Genomic DNA, 16,083 nt, shown 5'->3' with positions numbered 1-16,083 from the left:
AGGAGAACCACCATGTTTAAACGTATGACCATCATTGCCATGCTTGCCGCCACCACCATCACTGGCTGCGCCAATAGCGATGTTTACTCCGGCGATGTCTACACCAAGGATCGCGCCAAACAGGTACAAACCGTCAGCTACGGCACCATCATCTCGACCCGCCCGGTCAAGATCCAGGCCGAAGAGAACGCCCTGCTCGGCACCATAGGTGGCGCCGTGGTCGGCGGCCTGCTGGGCAGCACCATTGGCGGCGGTACCGGCCGTGACCTGGCTGCAGCCGGGGGCGCCATCGCCGGTGCAGCCGCAGGCAAGGCCGCCGGAGACAAGTTCAACCAAGTTGATGGTGTCGAGCTCGAGATCAAGAAAGAGACCGGGGAATCCATCGTGGTGGTCCAGAAAGCCAGCCCGACCTTCGTCCCGGGCGCCCGGGTTCGCATGACCCAAGGCAACGGCACCATCAACGTCGCCGTGGTCAACTAAGCAGCTCGTCCTCTCTCGGTAACAATGAAAAACCGCCGGTCTCCCGGCGGTTTTTTTGTGCTCTGGCACGACCAGGATCACATGCTGTAGGCCTTCTCGCCGTGGGTGGTGACATCCAGCCCCTCCCGCTCGGCATCGTCCTTCACCCGCAATCCGATCACCATGTCGATCACCTTGTAGGCCACCGCAGCCACGACACCGGACCAGAGGATGGTGACCCCCACCCCGATGGCCTGAACCTTCACCTGGGCCAGGATGGAGTAGCCATCGGCCACCTGGTTGGAAACATAGTCCCACACCCCGGTACCGCCCATATCCGGGCTGGCAAAGACACCGGTCAGCAAGGCGCCGAGAATACCGCACACCCCGTGCACCCCGAATACGTCCAGGCTGTCGTCAGCACCCAGCCAGCGCTTGAGACCGTGCACCCCCCACAGGCCGGCTACGCCGCTGATAAGGCCCATCACCAGACCGCCACCGACCCCGACGAAACCGGCCGCCGGCGTGATCACCACCAGACCGGAGACGGCACCGGAAGCGGCGCCCAGCAAGGAGGGGCGTCCCTTCATCACCCACTCGGCCAGAGTCCAGGAGAGGGCCGCACCCGCCGGGGCCACCCAGGTGTTCACGAAGGCCAGCGCCGCCGTGCCATTGGCCTCCAGAGCCGACCCCGCGTTGAAACCGAACCAGCCAAACCAGAGCAGGGAGGCCCCGATCATGGTCATGGTGAGGCTGTGGGGAGTCATGGGATCGCGACCGTAACCCAGGCGTTTACCCACCAGATAGGCGCCGACCAGACCGGCCACGGCGGCGTTGATGTGCACCACTGTGCCGCCGGCAAAGTCGAGGGCTCCATGCTGGAACAGATAACCCGCGGTGGCGTTGGCGGCATCAGCCGCGGCGGCGTCCGTGTAGGCATCGGGGCCCGCCCAGTACCACACCATGTGGGCCAGCGGGATATAGGCGAAGGTAAACCAGATCACCGAGAACAGCAGCACGGCGGAGAACTTGATGCGCTCGGCAAAGGCTCCCACGATCAGGCCGCAGGTGATGGCGGCAAATGCCCCCTGGAACACCACGTAGATGAATTCGCTGATGCCGACCCCCTTGCTGAAGGTGGCGGCGATGGAATCAGGTGTGACCCCCGCGAGCAGCACCTTGCTGAAAGAGCCGTAGAAACTGCCTCCTTCGGTGAAGGCCAGCGAATAACCGTATATCACCCACAGCACGCAGATGAGGGCAAACAGAGTGAATACCTGCATCAATACGCTCAGCATGTTCTTGGCGCGAACCAGGCCGCCGTAGAAGAGCGCCAGACCGGGGATCGACATCAGGATCACCAGCGCCGCCGACAGCAGCATCCAGGTATTGTCCCCCTTGTTGATGGTGACAGTGGCCGCAGCCTGCACCTGAGCGACCTCTTCGGCCCAACTTGGGGTAACCAGCAAGGCAGACAGTATTGGCAAACCCGCCATCATCCATTTTTTGACCATAGAGCACTCTCCTTCCCTGTCGTGCCGGTCCATGACCGGCTCCGTTTCCTTGATTGAATCCGTGGCGGCCGCAGCACTGTTCACGGCTTGCCAAAATCACGCCCGTGTCCGGCACGGGGAGGGGTCTGCACAGGAGCGCCATCATGACTGCTGTCACCGATGGCCGCAGACACCACCTGACAGATAAAAAGCATAAAGTGAGCCAAAAATTAAAATTCAATAAAATCAAGTAATTGACTTATAACCTAGCACTTGACGCACCAAGTTGGCGCACGAGATGCGCCATCCAGCCCTCGACCGCCCCGTGACAGGGCAGGTCATGGCGGGCGCACCAGAACGGCGCAGCCAAATCAGGGGCGCCTCTTGACCACGCGCGAGCCAACATCGGGAAAATCCGTCATCACCAGGAATGATCTGGCTGCGATATGGCAGGAAAACGGGCGTGACCCACGAACAGGACAGATCTGGCTGGATATGAGCTCAGGCATTCGGGAACTGGCGCAAGGAAAGAGTGCAGCGAGAGCTCACTGACACCGGGCATAGGGTCAGGCTCATCCCCTGGCGAAGGGCATCCCTCCCCTGATCATCTGCGGATATGAGACATGGCCGGCCCCAGGAGGCCTAAGTCACATCCTGCTGCTGTGCCAGCAACCCGGCGTTGGCAAGAGCAAAGTCATGCATCTGTTGCAACAGGGGCAGCAAAGCCGTACCCAATTGTGTCAGGGCATACTCCACGCGGGGAGGCACGCTGGGGTAGAGGGTCCGGCTGATGACACCGTCACTCTCCAGCTCCTTGAGCTGGGCGGTGAGCACCTTCTGGCTGACGGCGGGCAAACGGCGACGCAGATCGCCAAAACGCAGAGTCTGGCTTTGCAGATGAAACAGGATGGCCGGTTTCCATTTTCCGTTCAGCAGTCGCAATACCTCGTAGGCAGGACAGAGGGGCGGGTTCAAGGCGTACCTCGCTAATGGTTACTTCAGGGTAACTATGCCACGAAAATGTGCCTTCTTGCAGCCAAAATGCCGGCTTCCTATGATGCGACAAGTCGTATCATTCAACAGGAGAAGCCGTCATGCCCAGTTTGCTGCAAATCCATTTCACCTTTCCCGCCGAGCAGATGGGGCCGGCACTGACCGAGGCCGCCGTGCCGCTGGCCGAGTCCATCACCCGCGAGCCCGGTTTTATCTCCAAGATATGGACGGAGAACCCGCGCACCGGCGAAGCAGGCGGCATCTATCTGTTCGAGGATGAGGCGAGCGCACGGCAATACGTGCAGATGCACGAACAGCGAGTGCTTGCCATGGGCGCCAGCGACGTGCAATACAAGCTGTTCGACATCAACGAGCCCCTCAGCCGCATCACATTCGGCATCAAGTGATCCGTTCGCCCCGCCGCCTGATCGGGGCGGCGCTTCGCTATCTGCTCCCCCCTATTCATCCGCGATTAACCTTGCCCCCGTATTCTGACGCGCAACCGGGTCATGGTGACCCTCAGCACTCATCAGAAGGACATCAGGCATGGTTGCCGCGCAACTCAAAGATCCACAAAGCACGCTCTCGGATACCCTGCGATCCACGGCACACGCCATCGACGAGAGCCACATCAACCTGCGCCAGATGCTGACCCTGGTGGGAGAGCAGGGCATGCTGCTGTTTTGCGTGCTGCTCACCGTGCCCTTCCTGCTGCCGGTCTCCATTCCGGGCGTCAGCACCCCGTTTGGTCTGCTGATCCTGTTTATCGGCATCGGCATCACTCTCAACCGGGTGCCCTGGTTGCCTGCTTTTCTGATGGAACGCCGCTTCGCTGCGGATCAGCTCAAGCCGACCCTGCACAAGGGGGCGGATCTGCTGGCCCGCATCGATCGCTTCATCCGCCCGCGCCTGCTGTTGCTGACGGGCAGCACCACCATCAACCGCTGCAATGGCCTGCTGATCATGCTGGCGGCCCTGCTGCTGATGCTCCCCCTGGGTGCCATCCCCTTCACCAACGCCATGCCGGCCTGGGCCATTTTGCTGCTAAGCACCGGCATGCTGCAGCGCGATGGCCTGTTCGTCGCTGGCGGTTATTTGCTGGTCACGGCGACCCTGGTCTGGTTCAGCGCCCTGGCCATCGGCCTGCTGATGGCGGGACAAAATATCTCGACCCTGTTTGGCTGACAGCCAGAAATATGAAAAGGGCGGCCATGGGCCGCCCTTTTTGCTTTGTGCCGGATCCGGTTCGTCAGAACAGATCGTAGATAAGGGCCGAGATGGCAAGCAGCCCCATCACCAGCACAAACAGGGTGCTCGCTCCGCGATAGCGCTTGAGCGCGGGCAAGCGATAGATGGAACAGGCAGGCAGCAGAAACAGGATCACGGCGATGAGCGGCCCGCTGATGCGCTCTATGATGTCGAGCACGTTGGGATTGAGGTAAGTGATGACCCCGGTCACGACGAACAGGATCAGGGAGGAAACCCGGGTAATGGTCGACTCCTTGAGGGAGAGTCCGAGCCCCTGACAGGCGCCATTCACCATGCTCACCGTTCCCTCGCTCACCCCCATGGAGGTGCCGAGGAAGGACTTCGACATGGCCAGGATGGCGATAAGCGGCCCCACATAGGCAATCAACGGATTTGAGAACTTGTTCGCGAGCGCCGACAGCACGGAGATATTGTCGGTACGAGCCAGCGCCATCTCGGCCTGGCTCAGGCTCATCACGCAGCTCACGACAAAAAACATCACGCTGCCGCAGATCAGCAGGCTGCTGCACTTGATGATGCGTCTGCTGAGCTGATCCGCATGCTGATGATCCCGCTTCTTCTGGGCGGCGCTGAATGAGGAGATGATGGGAGCATGACTGAAGGAGAACACCATCACAGGCACGATAAGCCAGAGGGATTTCCAGAAGGCGGGATCATGCCAATCCACCGCCAGGCTCTCGGTAAAATAGGAGAGGCTCCACTGGGGTAGCAGATAGAAGGAGAGGCCAAGCAGAAACGCCACCATGGGCAGGGCCAGCACGCTGATGGCCGATACCACTATATGCTTGCCCGCCAGCAGGATCAGGTGCAGACCCAGCATGACCCCGAGCACCAGCCAGCCACGAGGGAGAGCTGCACTCCCCAGCTGGTTCACCAGGAAGCTCTGGATCGCATTGGTGATGGAGATGCTGTAGACCAGAATGATGGGGTAAAAGGCCATCAGGTAGACCAGCATCAGCAACTGGCCGGCTCTGGCGCCAAAGTGCTCCACCACCACATGGGTGATGTCTCCCTCCCGATGGGAACTGGAGAGCACAAACCGGCTCAGCGCACGGTGAGAATAATAAGAAAGTGGAAACGCCAGTAATAAAATAAACAGCAAGATAACCGGGGAGTTACTGCCTACGGTAATCGGGAGAAATAAAGTGCCGGCCCCCACAGCTGTGGCATATAGCCCCATGGTCCATACCGAATCACTTTTCTCCCATTTCAACTTTGAAACAGTATTACTCTTTTCTGCAATAGCAAGACTCATTGCGATACATACCTTATTGTTCTGTCATCATTATTTTTATTGGCCAGAAATAACTGGCAAGCGATATTCAATAAAATATCGAATACTTCGTACCATAATAAATCCACCGACATTCAATAATGCACGCCGGGGCAATACGAAAATGCCGTTTTACCATCATTGAAATCATCATCAAGGTCAAGGTTAATAATTCATGACCGTTTAAACCGAGATGTTTCAAAAAACAATAAAATGTATCATTCCAGTCTTGTCAGGGCTGTGCGACAGCGCCCTGATAACATAATGGTAAAACCACGGCTTTTTTCTCAACAAGATTAATGAGAACTAGCCGACCTATTAATATTAACATGATGGCGTAAAAAACCTTCAATAAATAAAATGAGCTTAATTCCACCTCAATGAAATAATAGCGAAGGTGGACGATATTATTAATCACTGATGGCCGGCCGTCAGCGCGATGGGCAGTGAGCCACCCGGTTGCGCCCTGCCCGCTTGGCGCGATAGAGCCACTCGTCGGCGCGCGCCAACGCCAGATTGATATCCTCACCCGGTCGCACCAGCGTCGTACCCAGACTGACGGTCAGCGTAACAGGGTCGGCGGCCAGGGCTGCCACAGCCGCACGGATCCGCTCCGCAATGCGCGATAGTGCCAGCTCATCCAGTCGCGGCAGCAAGATCAGAAACTCCTCGCCGCCGCTGCGTACAAAGAGATCCTCGCTGCGCAACTGGGTCGCCACACACTCGCAGAAGCGTTGCAACGTCCGATCCCCTTCCTGATGGCCGAAACGATCGTTGACCTGCTTGAAGTGGTCGATGTCCAGCATGATGAGGCCATGACCCTCCCCCTGCTGCAACCGGGCCCAGTGATCGAAGAAGAATCGCCGGTTGTAGAGACCGGTGAGCTGATCGGTTTCGCTTTGCAATTTCAGTCGCTGTTGCAGCTCGTGCTGGCAGGTAATATTGCGGGTTACCCAGACGACCGCTCGCTTCCCCTCATACAGAGAGGGCAAGGGGGCAATCTTGCCCTCGAATCGCTGCATCCCTTGCGGCCCGACGGCGGCATCGATCCCCGCCACCTCAGTGGCCGCAAGATCATATTCCACCACCTGGATCTGGCCACTATCCAGTGCCAGCATTACCTGTTCCATCACCCATTGCGCCATCACCGCAGGCAGTACATCGAACAGTCTCTTTCCCGTCAGGGGGTTGCCGTCCTGATAGGACTGCTCCTCCATCCCGCCCAGGTATTCGATGTAGTAGCCATCTTCGCTCAGGATAAAGAGAGGATCCGGCAGTTGGGCCATCACTTCATAGAGTTGCTTGACCGAAAGCTCCATTCCATCTCCTCCTGCGAGCCTCAGGCAGCGAAAGGCTGGCTGACTGTCAAAATATCGTACCGTGCCAGACCCGGAGCGAACATCAAATTCAATCAGCGATGAATCTTGATGCGTAAATAATGTTCAACCAGGTAATCAACCGAGCTCTTTGCCGGTATTCAGCAGCACCAGCATGAGGGGCTCTGATTCATTTTGGCATCTGCCATGAGCTGACAGCAGATTGTTTGAGTCTCCAGGTTCCATTAGGCTGATACCCCAGAGCTCCTTCTGGTCCCCGACCAGGGCTCCTCAAGCTTGTACCCACCAACGGAAAAGGAATATCCGGATGAAGAAGACCCTAGTCACCGCCAGGTTCGATGTCGTCAACCCAGAGGGTGAGCAACTTCGCCTGAAGATCGCCATCCACAGGCCCAGACCTGATACCAGATCCGCCAACGGTGACCATCGCTGCAAGGTGAAGCTTGCCGGCCTGCGTGACAAGACCTTTATCCATGGTATCGATGCCCTGCAGGCCATGAGCCTGGCGCTGGCATTTGTCGAGAGCGAGCTGCGCGCCTTCTCAGACGCCGGCTGGCAGTTTTATCAACCGGGTTGCCCGGATCAGCCCGTCGATATCACCGCCTGCTACTTCCCGATGCTCTGAAACAAGGTGGCGTGCCACCGACTGCCATGGCGGCTCTGATGTGAGGAATTGTTGATGATGGCAAGCGAGCAATCACTATCGGCCTCGCTGGCCATAGCGTATGGGCAGGGGAAAGGAACGCGACAGCCGGTATCTACTGAAGGGGGCTGCCATCCCCCCACCGTCCCGCAAGGGTCACCTCTGGCCTGGTGCCGTGGTGACCCCGACAAAGTCCAAACTATCGGCTGGCGAAGCGGCTCGCATTCCAGAGCAGTTCGCCACTGCGCAGATCCATCAGGCTCATGGCAAGCCGATAACGTCCCCCCTGTTGCACCAGATCCCCGTAGAGCATGTAACCCGCACCGGTCTGTCGCCCCAGGCGGACCAAAGAGGCTGGATTGACCCCCCCTTGCTGATATTCGAGCTGGCTGGTGATGGCCGCGACCTGGCCCGGGTCGACGAAGCGAAACTCGCTTTTGGACTGGATCCGCTTGATCATGGCCGCCGCCATGGGGCGCGTGTCGAGAGATTCCCCCGTTCCATTCTGGGGTGGCGTGAGCAGCAGCACAGGGTTGCCATTGGCCAGCTCCCGCACCTCGGGGGCCTGGACGAAGGCATCCGCCATGGCCACGGCCAGCGCGGTCGGTGCCACCGGTTTTTGTACCGGTGGTTTCACCTCGGGTTGAGTCACGGGAGGCTGGGTGACTGGCTCGCTCGGCGCAGGCGTCTGGGGCTCACTGCCGGGCCAACGATAGGGATTGACGCTACACCCGCCCAGCAGCAGGACACTCAGCAACAACAGGGGACGCATTTTCATCTTGTGGATTCTCTCGACAGTAAAGTAGCGGCGGCATGTTTGGCTCGCCAAAGTTTCCATGCTAGGTAAATTTTCGTGGAAGATCGATGCCCGCAGCATTGCGGACGACAGGGGCTGCCCCAGCGATCCGTCCGCCTTCGCAGGCCAGTACAGAAGTCAGTTACAACTCGAAGATTACCCTGTTCTTGCCGGCACTCTTGGCTTGGTAGAGCGCCATGTCCGCTCTTCGCAAAAGATGTCCGATCTCGACATCCGCAGGGGTGGAGACTGACGCCCCTATGCTGGTCGTGACTTGAATGGTGTATTCGCCATATTCGATAAGCAACTCTTCAATCAAGGCTCTTATTTTTTCAAAAATATCATCGCTGTCATCATGGGAGCCCCCGGCAATAATCAATGCAAATTCTTCCCCGCCAATGCGGGCAAATACATCATGCTCCCGGACGACGGTGCAAACGGCAGCAGCCAACTGCCTGAGCACGAGGTCTCCCGCCTCATGACCATAGCGATCATTCAACTCCTTGAAATTGTCGATATCAAGAATCGCCACGGTACAGGGAACCCCCGTCAATAACGAATGGGCGACCCGGCTCTGCCCTTCTGCCATGAATGCCCTGCGGTTGTATATGCCGGTAAGATAATCGGTAGAAGCCAGCACTTTCATTTCATCGACTTGCAGATAGAGCTGGATATTGAGGGCAAGCCAATGGGCCAGACACTGTAAAATGACAGCGTCTCTCGTTGAGTAAAAAAATTTATCCTGATGCGCCACATTCAGGGTGCCGATACAGTTGTCACCTTGCAGCATGGGGGCATCCATGCAACAGCCCATCCCCTTGTGATACAACATCTGGCAGTCCAGCTTGTCAGACATGCTCAAATCATCACAGATGGCCAAACGACCCGATGAAAATACACCACCGACAAATGTATCTTTAATGGGCATAAGAAAATCAAGAGGAATGGCCCGATTACCGGAAATGGAATAAAGCTTCAGGAAATGTTCATTTTCTTTAATTGTAATACTGACTCGTTCGGCTTTAAATAAATGGTGAATCCAGTTTGCCACCACATTCAATACATCTTGCAGTGATTTGGAACGAGATATATCAAGGATAAATGATACTGGCATGGTTATATCACCGCCGGAATTTAATTTATCCAGTTCGGCTGTATCAAGATAACGTTCATTATGCATAACATTCCCCATATATCTCATCAAATAGACTGCATTTAATTGTTCTATCAGCTATAAAATGAACTTCAACTGCATAACAAAACAACCATTCAAATAAATATAGAACAGATAAACCGCATTGTAAATGTCGATTATAAAGTAATTAACTTTATTATTTACTATAGCCAGTCATCTGCAGATTAATAATGAGGAAGCGATATTCTCCGGCCATCCAGGCCCCGGATCCCCATAATGGATCAAGGTGGAACCCTGTTTGCGGATGAGATGGCTTGACGCAACAAACAGTCAACGCCCGGCGACAGATGGTGACGGCCGACGACAGCAACAGGCGAGCCGCTCGTCACCATGACGAAACGGATAAAAAAAAGCCCAGCTTTTCAGCTGGGCTTTTGTGTTGGCTCCTCCTACTGGACTTGAACCAGTGACATACGGATTAACAGTCCGCCGTTCTACCGACTGAACTAAGGAGGAATTGTAAGTGGTGCCCAGAGACGGAATCGAACCGCCGACACGGGGATTTTCAATCCCCTGCTCTACCGACTGAGCTATCTGGGCAAATGGTGCCGGCTACCGGAATCGAACTGGTGACCTACTGATTACAAGTCAGTTGCTCTACCTACTGAGCTAAGCCGGCACACTTCAAACCATTGCGCATGAACAAATTTTTATTTCATGACACCAAAATTTGGTGCCCAGAGACGGAATCGAACCGCCGACACGGGGATTTTCAATCCCCTGCTCTACCGACTGAGCTATCTGGGCGTGGGCGCTATTAAACGGATTTTAGGGCTGGTGGTCAACGGGAAATTTCACTTTTTGTCTCGTTCGTCTCTTTTTTGCTCAACGCGCCCCATTTCCTCCACTTCCCCCTCACTGGCCCTGCGCTTGCGCCCCCACACCCTGGGTTCTTCCCCCTTGAGCAAACGGGCAATGTTCTCGTGATGGCGGATCAAGATGAGGCAGGAGAGCAGCGAAACCGGCAAGGTATATTCGGGTTTGAGCAGGTAGGTAAAGAGCGGCGTCAACAGTACGGTAATGATGGAAGCCAAAGAGGAGTAGCCACTCACCAGCAGTACCAGCAGCCAGGTACCTATCACGGCGCCTCCCATGCCATAACCGATGGGCAGCATGGTGCCCAGCGCCGTCGCTACCCCCTTGCCTCCCCGGAAATGGAAGAAGAGGGGATACATGTGGCCAAGACAGGCCGCCACGCCGATAAAGCCGAGGTAGACGGGTTTGATTTGCAGAAACCAGGCGAGATAGACGGGGGCCATTCCCTTGATCACATCGAGCAGCAAGACCACCAGAGCCGCCATCCGGCCACCGAGGCGCAGCACATTGGTCGCCCCCGGATTGTGGGAGCCATGATCCCGCGGATCAGGCAGACCGGTGAAGCGGGAGACCAGCACAGCACTGGATAGTGAACCACCCAGGTAGGCCAGAATAATCATCAAAATCGTCAGGGCCGTCATCTTGGTCGTTTTTACCACGATATGAATGGGGTATGATGCGGGCCACATACGCTGGCTTGGACCCTTTGCCCAACCAGACAGCCTCGGCAAGCATGTCGCCCGGCCAGCATCCCTGCGCTGTCATCACAGCCCATCAAGAGTAAAGAAGAAGTACAGTCATGGACAAGGTGTTTATTCGCGGACTCGAGGTTTTGACCACCATAGGTGTATATGAGTGGGAGAAGGGCATTCGCCAGAAACTCCGGTTTGACCTTGAGATGGGGTTCGACAACCGCCCCGCCGCCGCAACCGACGATATCAAGCTGGCACTGGATTATGCCGACCTCTCCAACCGGATCTGTGAACATGTCAGCGGCAAGGTAGTCGAACTGGTCGAAACCATGGCCGAACAGGTCGCCATCCTGGTGCTTGCCGATGAGCGGGTACAGTGGGTCAAAGTGACTCTCACCAAGCCCGGTGCCGTACCCAATGCCGAAGGCGTCGGCGTCGAGATCCTGCGCCATCGCACACCGGTAGCGAGCGCCAACTGATGACCACCCTCTATATCAGCCTGGGCTCGAATATAGAGCGGGAGCGCCATATCCGCGCCGGCCTTGATGCCCTGTACGGCGAGTTTGGCGAGCTGCTGGTGTCACGGGTATTCGAGAGCGAGGCGGTAGGCTTCAATGGCCGCCCCTTCTACAACCTGGTGGTGGCGGCGCAGACCGATCTTCCACTGGCGACCGTCTGCCAGCGCCTGCGCGCCATGGAGTTTGCCCACGGCCGCGAAGCGGATGCCAAGAAGTTCGCTCCCCGCACCCTGGATCTCGACCTGCTGCTCTATGGCGATCTGGTTTGCGACACACCGATCACCTTGCCACGCGGCGAGATCCTCACCAACGCCTTCGTGTTGTGGCCGCTGGCCGAGCTGGCCCCGGCCCTGCGCCATCCGCTCGATGGCCGCACCATGGATGAGCTGTGGCAAGCCTATGACAAGGCCTCCCAGCGGCTCTACCCCATTTCCTTTCACTGGGAAGCACCGGCATTGCAGCACAGCTGATCGACAAGGGCACCTCGGTGCCCTTGTCGCTTATGGCAGATTAGAAAGCGTGATTGGCCATTGCCCTGCCCTGCTGGCAGGATAATTCCCATGAAAAGGAGGAATAGATGCCACTCGATACCATCCATCACTTCAACTGCCAGCTGCTCGCCGATCTGCCCCATCAGCGTTATCAACACGAGCCCATCCTCGATTACGCCACCGACGAGCAGGTCAAGGCACGCCTTGGCTGGCAGGCGGAGTTCAGCAAGACCCTGTTTCTCAAGTTCAAGGACGGCCGTTTCGCCCTGTTGCTGACCCACAGGGACGGTCGGCTCGACAACAAGGCCGTCAAGGCCACCCTGGGAGCCAAACCCTCCATCTGCACGGCCGAGGAGATGCAGGCACAGATCGGCTGCCTGCCGGGAGCCGTCTGCCCCTTTCTGCCGCGCGCCGACATCCCGCTGCTGATAGACCCGCAGCTGCTCGCCCATCACGCCTTTACCTGGACCCCGGGTCACCCGGAACAAACCTTTCTGCTGGAAACCGCCCACCTGCCCCGGGTGCTGGCACAGCTGCCCTGTGAGGTCAGCTATCTGCCCGTGACAACGACCTGAGTCAGCCCCACTTCTGTGGACCGAAGAGCCGCGTCACCGCTCCGGGGGGCGGCCTTATGCCACGTTCACGACAACCATCCCCCCGAGGACTGTCTTCCCTCTGCCATGAGGAAGTACTTCCTCACTTTGTGGGCGGCTAGCCACCAACAAAACAACTGCCTGATCCCGAACGAGATTGTCTGTCCTCCTCACAAACTGTCAGGTGACAGACGAAGCGGCAACTTATTGACAATAAACATAATATTAAAGTTTTTGCTCGACTGAACGATAATGACGGGTACTTCCCCTGTTGCTGTGAGGCAGTAATGAGCGTCAAACAGAAGTTACTTTGGTCCGCCTTCCTCATCACCCTGATCCAGCTGCTGCTGGTCGGAGGCCTATCCTACTTCTCGGAGCGAAACGAGCAGCTTGCCATGGCACAGCGACTGACCCAGCAGCTTGACTCCGAACGCACCCAGCTGGCGCTCGACGAGAAGCTATACCTGCTGCGCAAGGATCCCTCCCTTGTCACCGAGTTCGCCGCCCAGAGCCAGCGGATCCGGGAGACCATCCAGCAGCTCCAAGGCTACCTGCCAGCGGAGATGGACGCGCACCTGACCGTGCTCGGTGGTGCACTCGATGACTACCAGGCTGAATTCAAACGACTGCAGAGCGAGCAGGAACGGATCGGCCTCACGCCGGAAGCAGGCCTCTACGGCAAGCTCAGAGCTGCTACCCATGCGCTTGAGTCGGCCCTCAAGGAGCGCGACGATCCCCGCCTTGAAGTCATCTTGTTGCAGCTGCGCCGCAACGAGAAGGACTTCATGCTGCGCCGGGATGCACGCTACCTGGATCAGCTGGAAGCCAACGCAACGCCGCTGGCCGAGGCGCTGGCCGCCAATCCGGAACAGGCCGAGCTGCTCCAGCGCTACCGCCAGTACTTCAAGGAGCTGGTTAGCGCTGAACAGCAACTGGGTCTGACCGGCAAGGATGGCCTGCGAGCAAGCCTGATCCAGAAAGAGCAGAAGATGGCCTCGGCAAGCGCCACCCTGCTCAAGGAGCTGACCACTTACGTCAATGCCCAGCATGATCGCCAGACCTGGATGATGATCATGTTGTGTGCCGTTGGCATCATCACCGCCCTGCTGCTCAACCTTGCCATCGGTCGCAGCATCATGAGCGGCCTCGACAAGCTGGCCGACGTGATGCGTCGGGTCACCAGCAACAACGATCTCACCCTGCGTGCCAGATTGACCGGCAAGGACGAACTGGCCGCCATGGGCCGTGACTTCGATACCATGCTGGATCACTTTCACGCCCTTATCGAACGGGTGAAAGGCTCGGTCGGGCACCTGGAGTCCCAGACCCGGCTGCTGAGCCAACAGGCAGAGCTGACCCAGCAGGCCTTGTCAAAACAGCTTGAGGAGAGCGATCTGGTGGCCAGCGCCGCCACCGAGATGGAATCCACCATCGCCAATATTGCAGACAACACAGAAACCGCTGCCGCCAGCGCCCGCGACACCCACAGCGCCGCCGAACAGGGCCGCGACAGTGTGCAGCAGACCGGCCAGACCATACGCCAGCTCTCGGAGCGGCTGGATGAAACCGGCCATGAGGGCGAAGCCCTGTCGCAGGAGAGCCAGACCATCAGCAGCGTGCTGGACGTGATCCGGGCCATCGCCGAACAGACCAACCTGCTGGCCCTCAACGCCGCCATCGAGGCGGCCCGGGCCGGGGATCAGGGGCGTGGTTTCGCCGTCGTGGCTGACGAGGTTCGCAGCCTGGCGATGCGCACCCAGCAGAGCACCACGGAGATCGCCACCATCATAGGCAGCCTGCAGTCACGCACCGCCAGCATGGTGGCGCAGATTGGCGAGTGCCGTGACAATGGCGAGCAAAGCGTCTCGGCAGCCCAGCTGGCCGGAGAGCAGCTCAATCTCATCACGGAGCGGATGGAGGCAGTGCTCGACATGAATACCCAGATCGCCACCGCCGTGGAGGAACAGAGCTCGGTCGCCGCCGAGATCAACCGCAACGCCGTGATGATCCGCGACATCGCCAACCAGGTGCGTGGCCAGGCCGAAGAGTCCCTGTCCGCTACCCTGCAGGTGGAGCAACAGGCCAGCGAGCTGGCCAGTGCCATCGATCAATTCAAGGTCTGAGGCCGCTCCAGCTGGGCAAAGATGAGCGCCGCCAGCATGGAGAGCAGCCCGACACAGAGATAGGTGAGGTGAAAACCCGCCAGCCACTGCCCGCCGGCGGCGTCAGCCCCGGCGGAGAAGAGCCCAAGCAGGCTGGCGGCGATGGCTACCCCCAGGCTCATGGAGAGCTGCATCACCACCGATAGCAGACCGTTACCGCCGCTGGCATGACTCGGCCCGAGATCCTGCAGGGTCAGGGTATTCATGGCGGAAAACTGCAAGGAGTTGAGCGCGCCAAAGAGGGCCAGCCAGCCAAGCAGCACCTCGTAAGGCAGCTGGTTGTCGATGAAGTAGAAGCTGGCGATCATAGCTCCCAGCGCCAGGGTGTTGCCGATCAGGATGCGGCGATAGCCGATGCGCGGAATGAGCTTGTTCACCAGTGTCTTGGTCAGCATGGCCCCCAGCACAGTGGGAATCATGGTCATCCCCGCCTTGCTCGGCGAGAATCCCAGTCCCAGTTGCAAGAACAGTGGCGTGAGAAACGGCATGGCACCACTGCCGAGGCGGGCAAACAGGTTGCCCCAGATGCCGATGGCGAAGGTGTTGGTCTTGAACAGCGTCAGGCTGAACAGCGGTTCCTGCGCATTGGCCGCGTAGAGCCAGTAGCTCGCCATGGCCGCCAACCCGAAGATGAGGGCAAACAGCGCCCAGCCGGTGGAGATGCTGTGCTCCCCCAATCCCTGCAAACCTACCGACACCAGCACCATGCCGATGCTGAACATCACGAACCCCTGCCAGTCGAATTTCGCCGTCTCCTGGCGCAGATCGGGCATGAAGTGCCAACTGGCAATAAAACCGAGTACCCCCACCGGCAGGTTGATGAGAAACACCCAGTGCCAGCTCGCCACCTCTACCAGCCAGCCCCCGAGCGCCGGCCCCATCAAGGGGCCAAGCAGCCCCGGAATGGTGACGAACGACATCACCCGCAGCAGTTCGTGCTTGCTGTAGACCCGCAGCACCGCCAGCCTGCCCACCGGCATCAGCAGGGCCCCGCCTATCCCCTGCAACACCCTGGCCGCCACCAACACAGGTAGGGTATTGGCGGCAGCACAAGCCAAAGATCCCAGGGTAAACAACAGGATGGCCGCCAGATAGATGCGACGGGTGCCGAACCTGTCCGCCAGCCAGCCGGAGGCGGGGATGAGCAGCGCCACCGTCAGCATGTAGGCGATGACCACGGACTGCATCTGCAGCGGGCTCTCCCCCAGCGCCTCGGCCATGCTGGGCAGGGCAGTGTTGAGAATGGTGCCATCCAGTGTCTGCATGAAGAAACCGACCGCCGTCAGCAGAGGCAGCCACTTGCGCTGGGCCGGGGTAACCTTGTGTGTGCTATCGGGCATGAACAGCCACCTC

Annotated in this window: 16 protein-coding genes and 4 tRNA genes; 8 read left to right on the top strand and 12 right to left on the bottom strand. The window is 58.2% G+C overall.

The window, feature by feature from the left end:
• Window positions 1-12: 12 nt before the first annotated feature.
• Complete coding sequence (locus LA321_RS08460) at window positions 13-480, top strand: outer membrane lipoprotein (protein ID WP_026455841.1); 468 nt, start codon at window positions 13-15, stop codon at window positions 478-480.
• 77 nt (window positions 481-557) lie between these two features.
• Here the strand turns inward: LA321_RS08460 and amt are convergent, their stop codons facing one another.
• Together amt and LA321_RS08450 are read right to left on the bottom strand one after the other, a co-directional pair.
• Entirely contained in the window at window positions 558-1,973 is a 1,416-nt protein-coding gene (gene amt, locus LA321_RS08455) for an ammonium transporter (RefSeq protein ID WP_042070331.1), read from the bottom strand.
• A gap of 621 nt (window positions 1,974-2,594) precedes the next feature.
• Window positions 2,595-2,927 (bottom strand): winged helix-turn-helix transcriptional regulator, encoded by a 333-nt coding sequence (locus LA321_RS08450; protein WP_026455840.1) that lies wholly within the window; start codon window positions 2,925-2,927, stop codon window positions 2,595-2,597.
• A 119-nt stretch (window positions 2,928-3,046) separates the two neighbouring features.
• Here LA321_RS08450 and LA321_RS08445 point away from each other — a divergent pair, with 119 nt between their 5' ends.
• Window positions 3,047-3,352, top strand: coding sequence for a monooxygenase (locus LA321_RS08445; RefSeq protein ID WP_042070329.1), 306 nt, complete (start codon window positions 3,047-3,049; stop codon window positions 3,350-3,352).
• Between the two features lie 139 nt (window positions 3,353-3,491).
• Entirely contained in the window at window positions 3,492-4,130 is a 639-nt protein-coding gene (locus LA321_RS08440; protein WP_042070328.1) for an exopolysaccharide biosynthesis protein, read from the top strand.
• Window positions 4,131-4,194: 64 nt separating this feature from the next.
• On the opposite strand, the gene LA321_RS08435 is transcribed toward LA321_RS08440, so the two are convergent.
• Both LA321_RS08435 and LA321_RS08430 read right to left on the bottom strand, forming a co-directional pair.
• Complete coding sequence (locus tag LA321_RS08435) at window positions 4,195-5,250, bottom strand: amino acid permease (RefSeq protein ID WP_224212252.1); 1,056 nt, start codon at window positions 5,248-5,250, stop codon at window positions 4,195-4,197.
• Between the two features lie 668 nt (window positions 5,251-5,918).
• Window positions 5,919-6,806: a sensor domain-containing diguanylate cyclase gene (locus tag LA321_RS08430; RefSeq protein ID WP_042070325.1), complete on the bottom strand. Its 888-nt coding sequence runs from the start codon at window positions 6,804-6,806 to the stop codon at window positions 5,919-5,921.
• A 325-nt stretch (window positions 6,807-7,131) separates the two neighbouring features.
• Between LA321_RS08430 and LA321_RS08425 the strand changes: the two genes are divergently transcribed.
• Window positions 7,132-7,449 (top strand): DUF6968 family protein, encoded by a 318-nt coding sequence (locus LA321_RS08425; RefSeq protein WP_042070323.1) that lies wholly within the window; start codon window positions 7,132-7,134, stop codon window positions 7,447-7,449.
• A gap of 217 nt (window positions 7,450-7,666) precedes the next feature.
• Here LA321_RS08425 and LA321_RS08420 read toward each other — a convergent pair whose 3' ends face one another.
• The 7 genes from LA321_RS08420 to plsY form a co-directional block, all read right to left on the bottom strand.
• Complete coding sequence (locus tag LA321_RS08420) at window positions 7,667-8,245, bottom strand: hypothetical protein (protein WP_042029055.1); 579 nt, start codon at window positions 8,243-8,245, stop codon at window positions 7,667-7,669.
• Between the two features lie 160 nt (window positions 8,246-8,405).
• Window positions 8,406-9,443, bottom strand: coding sequence for a sensor domain-containing diguanylate cyclase (locus LA321_RS08415; RefSeq protein WP_026455834.1), 1,038 nt, complete (start codon window positions 9,441-9,443; stop codon window positions 8,406-8,408).
• Between the two features lie 395 nt (window positions 9,444-9,838).
• A tRNA-Asn gene (locus LA321_RS08410) sits at window positions 9,839-9,914 on the bottom strand.
• 8 nt (window positions 9,915-9,922) lie between these two features.
• Window positions 9,923-9,998 (bottom strand) — tRNA-Phe (locus LA321_RS08405).
• Window positions 9,999-10,001: 3 nt separating this feature from the next.
• Window positions 10,002-10,077: transfer RNA gene (locus tag LA321_RS08400), tRNA-Thr, on the bottom strand.
• A gap of 52 nt (window positions 10,078-10,129) precedes the next feature.
• Window positions 10,130-10,205 (bottom strand) — tRNA-Phe (locus LA321_RS08395).
• 47 nt (window positions 10,206-10,252) lie between these two features.
• Entirely contained in the window at window positions 10,253-10,915 is a 663-nt protein-coding gene (gene plsY / locus LA321_RS08390) for a glycerol-3-phosphate 1-O-acyltransferase PlsY (protein ID WP_026455833.1), read from the bottom strand.
• A gap of 158 nt (window positions 10,916-11,073) precedes the next feature.
• On the opposite strand from plsY, the gene folB reads away from it, so the two are divergent.
• The 4 genes from folB to LA321_RS08370 all read left to right on the top strand — a co-directional run bounded on the left by folB (window position 11,074) and on the right by LA321_RS08370 (window position 14,691).
• Window positions 11,074-11,445, top strand: a complete 372-nt coding sequence (gene folB, locus LA321_RS08385; protein ID WP_042070321.1) for a dihydroneopterin aldolase — start codon at window positions 11,074-11,076, stop codon at window positions 11,443-11,445.
• Window positions 11,445-11,954: a 2-amino-4-hydroxy-6-hydroxymethyldihydropteridine diphosphokinase gene (folK, locus tag LA321_RS08380; protein WP_042070320.1), complete on the top strand. Its 510-nt coding sequence runs from the start codon at window positions 11,445-11,447 to the stop codon at window positions 11,952-11,954. The genes folB and folK overlap by 1 nt, the downstream gene beginning before the upstream one ends.
• 107 nt (window positions 11,955-12,061) lie before the next feature.
• Entirely contained in the window at window positions 12,062-12,550 is a 489-nt protein-coding gene (locus LA321_RS08375) for a YbaK/EbsC family protein (protein ID WP_042070318.1), read from the top strand.
• 305 nt (window positions 12,551-12,855) lie between these two features.
• A complete protein-coding gene (locus tag LA321_RS08370; protein ID WP_042070317.1) occupies window positions 12,856-14,691 on the top strand; it encodes a methyl-accepting chemotaxis protein in 1,836 nt (611 codons plus the stop codon).
• On the opposite strand, the gene mdtD is transcribed toward LA321_RS08370, so the two are convergent.
• On the bottom strand, window positions 14,676-16,070 hold the full coding sequence (mdtD, locus tag LA321_RS08365; RefSeq protein ID WP_042070315.1) for a multidrug transporter subunit MdtD: 1,395 nt from the start codon (window positions 16,068-16,070) through the stop codon (window positions 14,676-14,678). The genes LA321_RS08370 and mdtD overlap by 16 nt on opposite strands.
• Between the last annotated feature and the right edge of the window lie 13 nt (window positions 16,071-16,083).

Source organism: Aeromonas enteropelogenes (assembly GCF_020097295.1).
GTDB lineage: Bacteria > Pseudomonadota > Gammaproteobacteria > Enterobacterales > Aeromonadaceae > Aeromonas > Aeromonas enteropelogenes.
The sequence above is the reverse complement of the archived record's forward strand: the minus strand, read 5'-3'. Positions and strand labels throughout refer to the sequence as shown.

What these genes read in the sequence shown, in the direction of transcription:
- LA321_RS08445 (WP_042070329.1), top strand. Translation starts at nt 3,047, where the DNA reads ATGCCCAGTTTGCTGCAAATCCATTTCACCTTTCCCGCCGAGCAGATG.
- LA321_RS08370 (WP_042070317.1), top strand. Translation starts at nt 12,856, where the DNA reads ATGAGCGTCAAACAGAAGTTACTTTGGTCCGCCTTCCTCATCACCCTG.
- plsY (WP_026455833.1), bottom strand. Translation starts at nt 10,915, where the DNA reads ATGACGGCCCTGACGATTTTGATGATTATTCTGGCCTACCTGGGTGGT.
- LA321_RS08425 (WP_042070323.1), top strand. Translation starts at nt 7,132, where the DNA reads ATGAAGAAGACCCTAGTCACCGCCAGGTTCGATGTCGTCAACCCAGAG.
- amt (WP_042070331.1), bottom strand. Translation starts at nt 1,973, where the DNA reads ATGGTCAAAAAATGGATGATGGCGGGTTTGCCAATACTGTCTGCCTTG.
- LA321_RS08420 (WP_042029055.1), bottom strand. Translation starts at nt 8,245, where the DNA reads ATGAAAATGCGTCCCCTGTTGTTGCTGAGTGTCCTGCTGCTGGGCGGG.
- folB (WP_042070321.1), top strand. Translation starts at nt 11,074, where the DNA reads ATGGACAAGGTGTTTATTCGCGGACTCGAGGTTTTGACCACCATAGGT.
- LA321_RS08375 (WP_042070318.1), top strand. Translation starts at nt 12,062, where the DNA reads ATGCCACTCGATACCATCCATCACTTCAACTGCCAGCTGCTCGCCGAT.
- folK (WP_042070320.1), top strand. Translation starts at nt 11,445, where the DNA reads ATGACCACCCTCTATATCAGCCTGGGCTCGAATATAGAGCGGGAGCGC.
- LA321_RS08460 (WP_026455841.1), top strand. Translation starts at nt 13, where the DNA reads ATGTTTAAACGTATGACCATCATTGCCATGCTTGCCGCCACCACCATC.
- LA321_RS08440 (WP_042070328.1), top strand. Translation starts at nt 3,492, where the DNA reads ATGGTTGCCGCGCAACTCAAAGATCCACAAAGCACGCTCTCGGATACC.
- LA321_RS08415 (WP_026455834.1), bottom strand. Translation starts at nt 9,443, where the DNA reads ATGCATAATGAACGTTATCTTGATACAGCCGAACTGGATAAATTAAAT.
- LA321_RS08430 (WP_042070325.1), bottom strand. Translation starts at nt 6,806, where the DNA reads ATGGAGCTTTCGGTCAAGCAACTCTATGAAGTGATGGCCCAACTGCCG.
- mdtD (WP_042070315.1), bottom strand. Translation starts at nt 16,070, where the DNA reads ATGCCCGATAGCACACACAAGGTTACCCCGGCCCAGCGCAAGTGGCTG.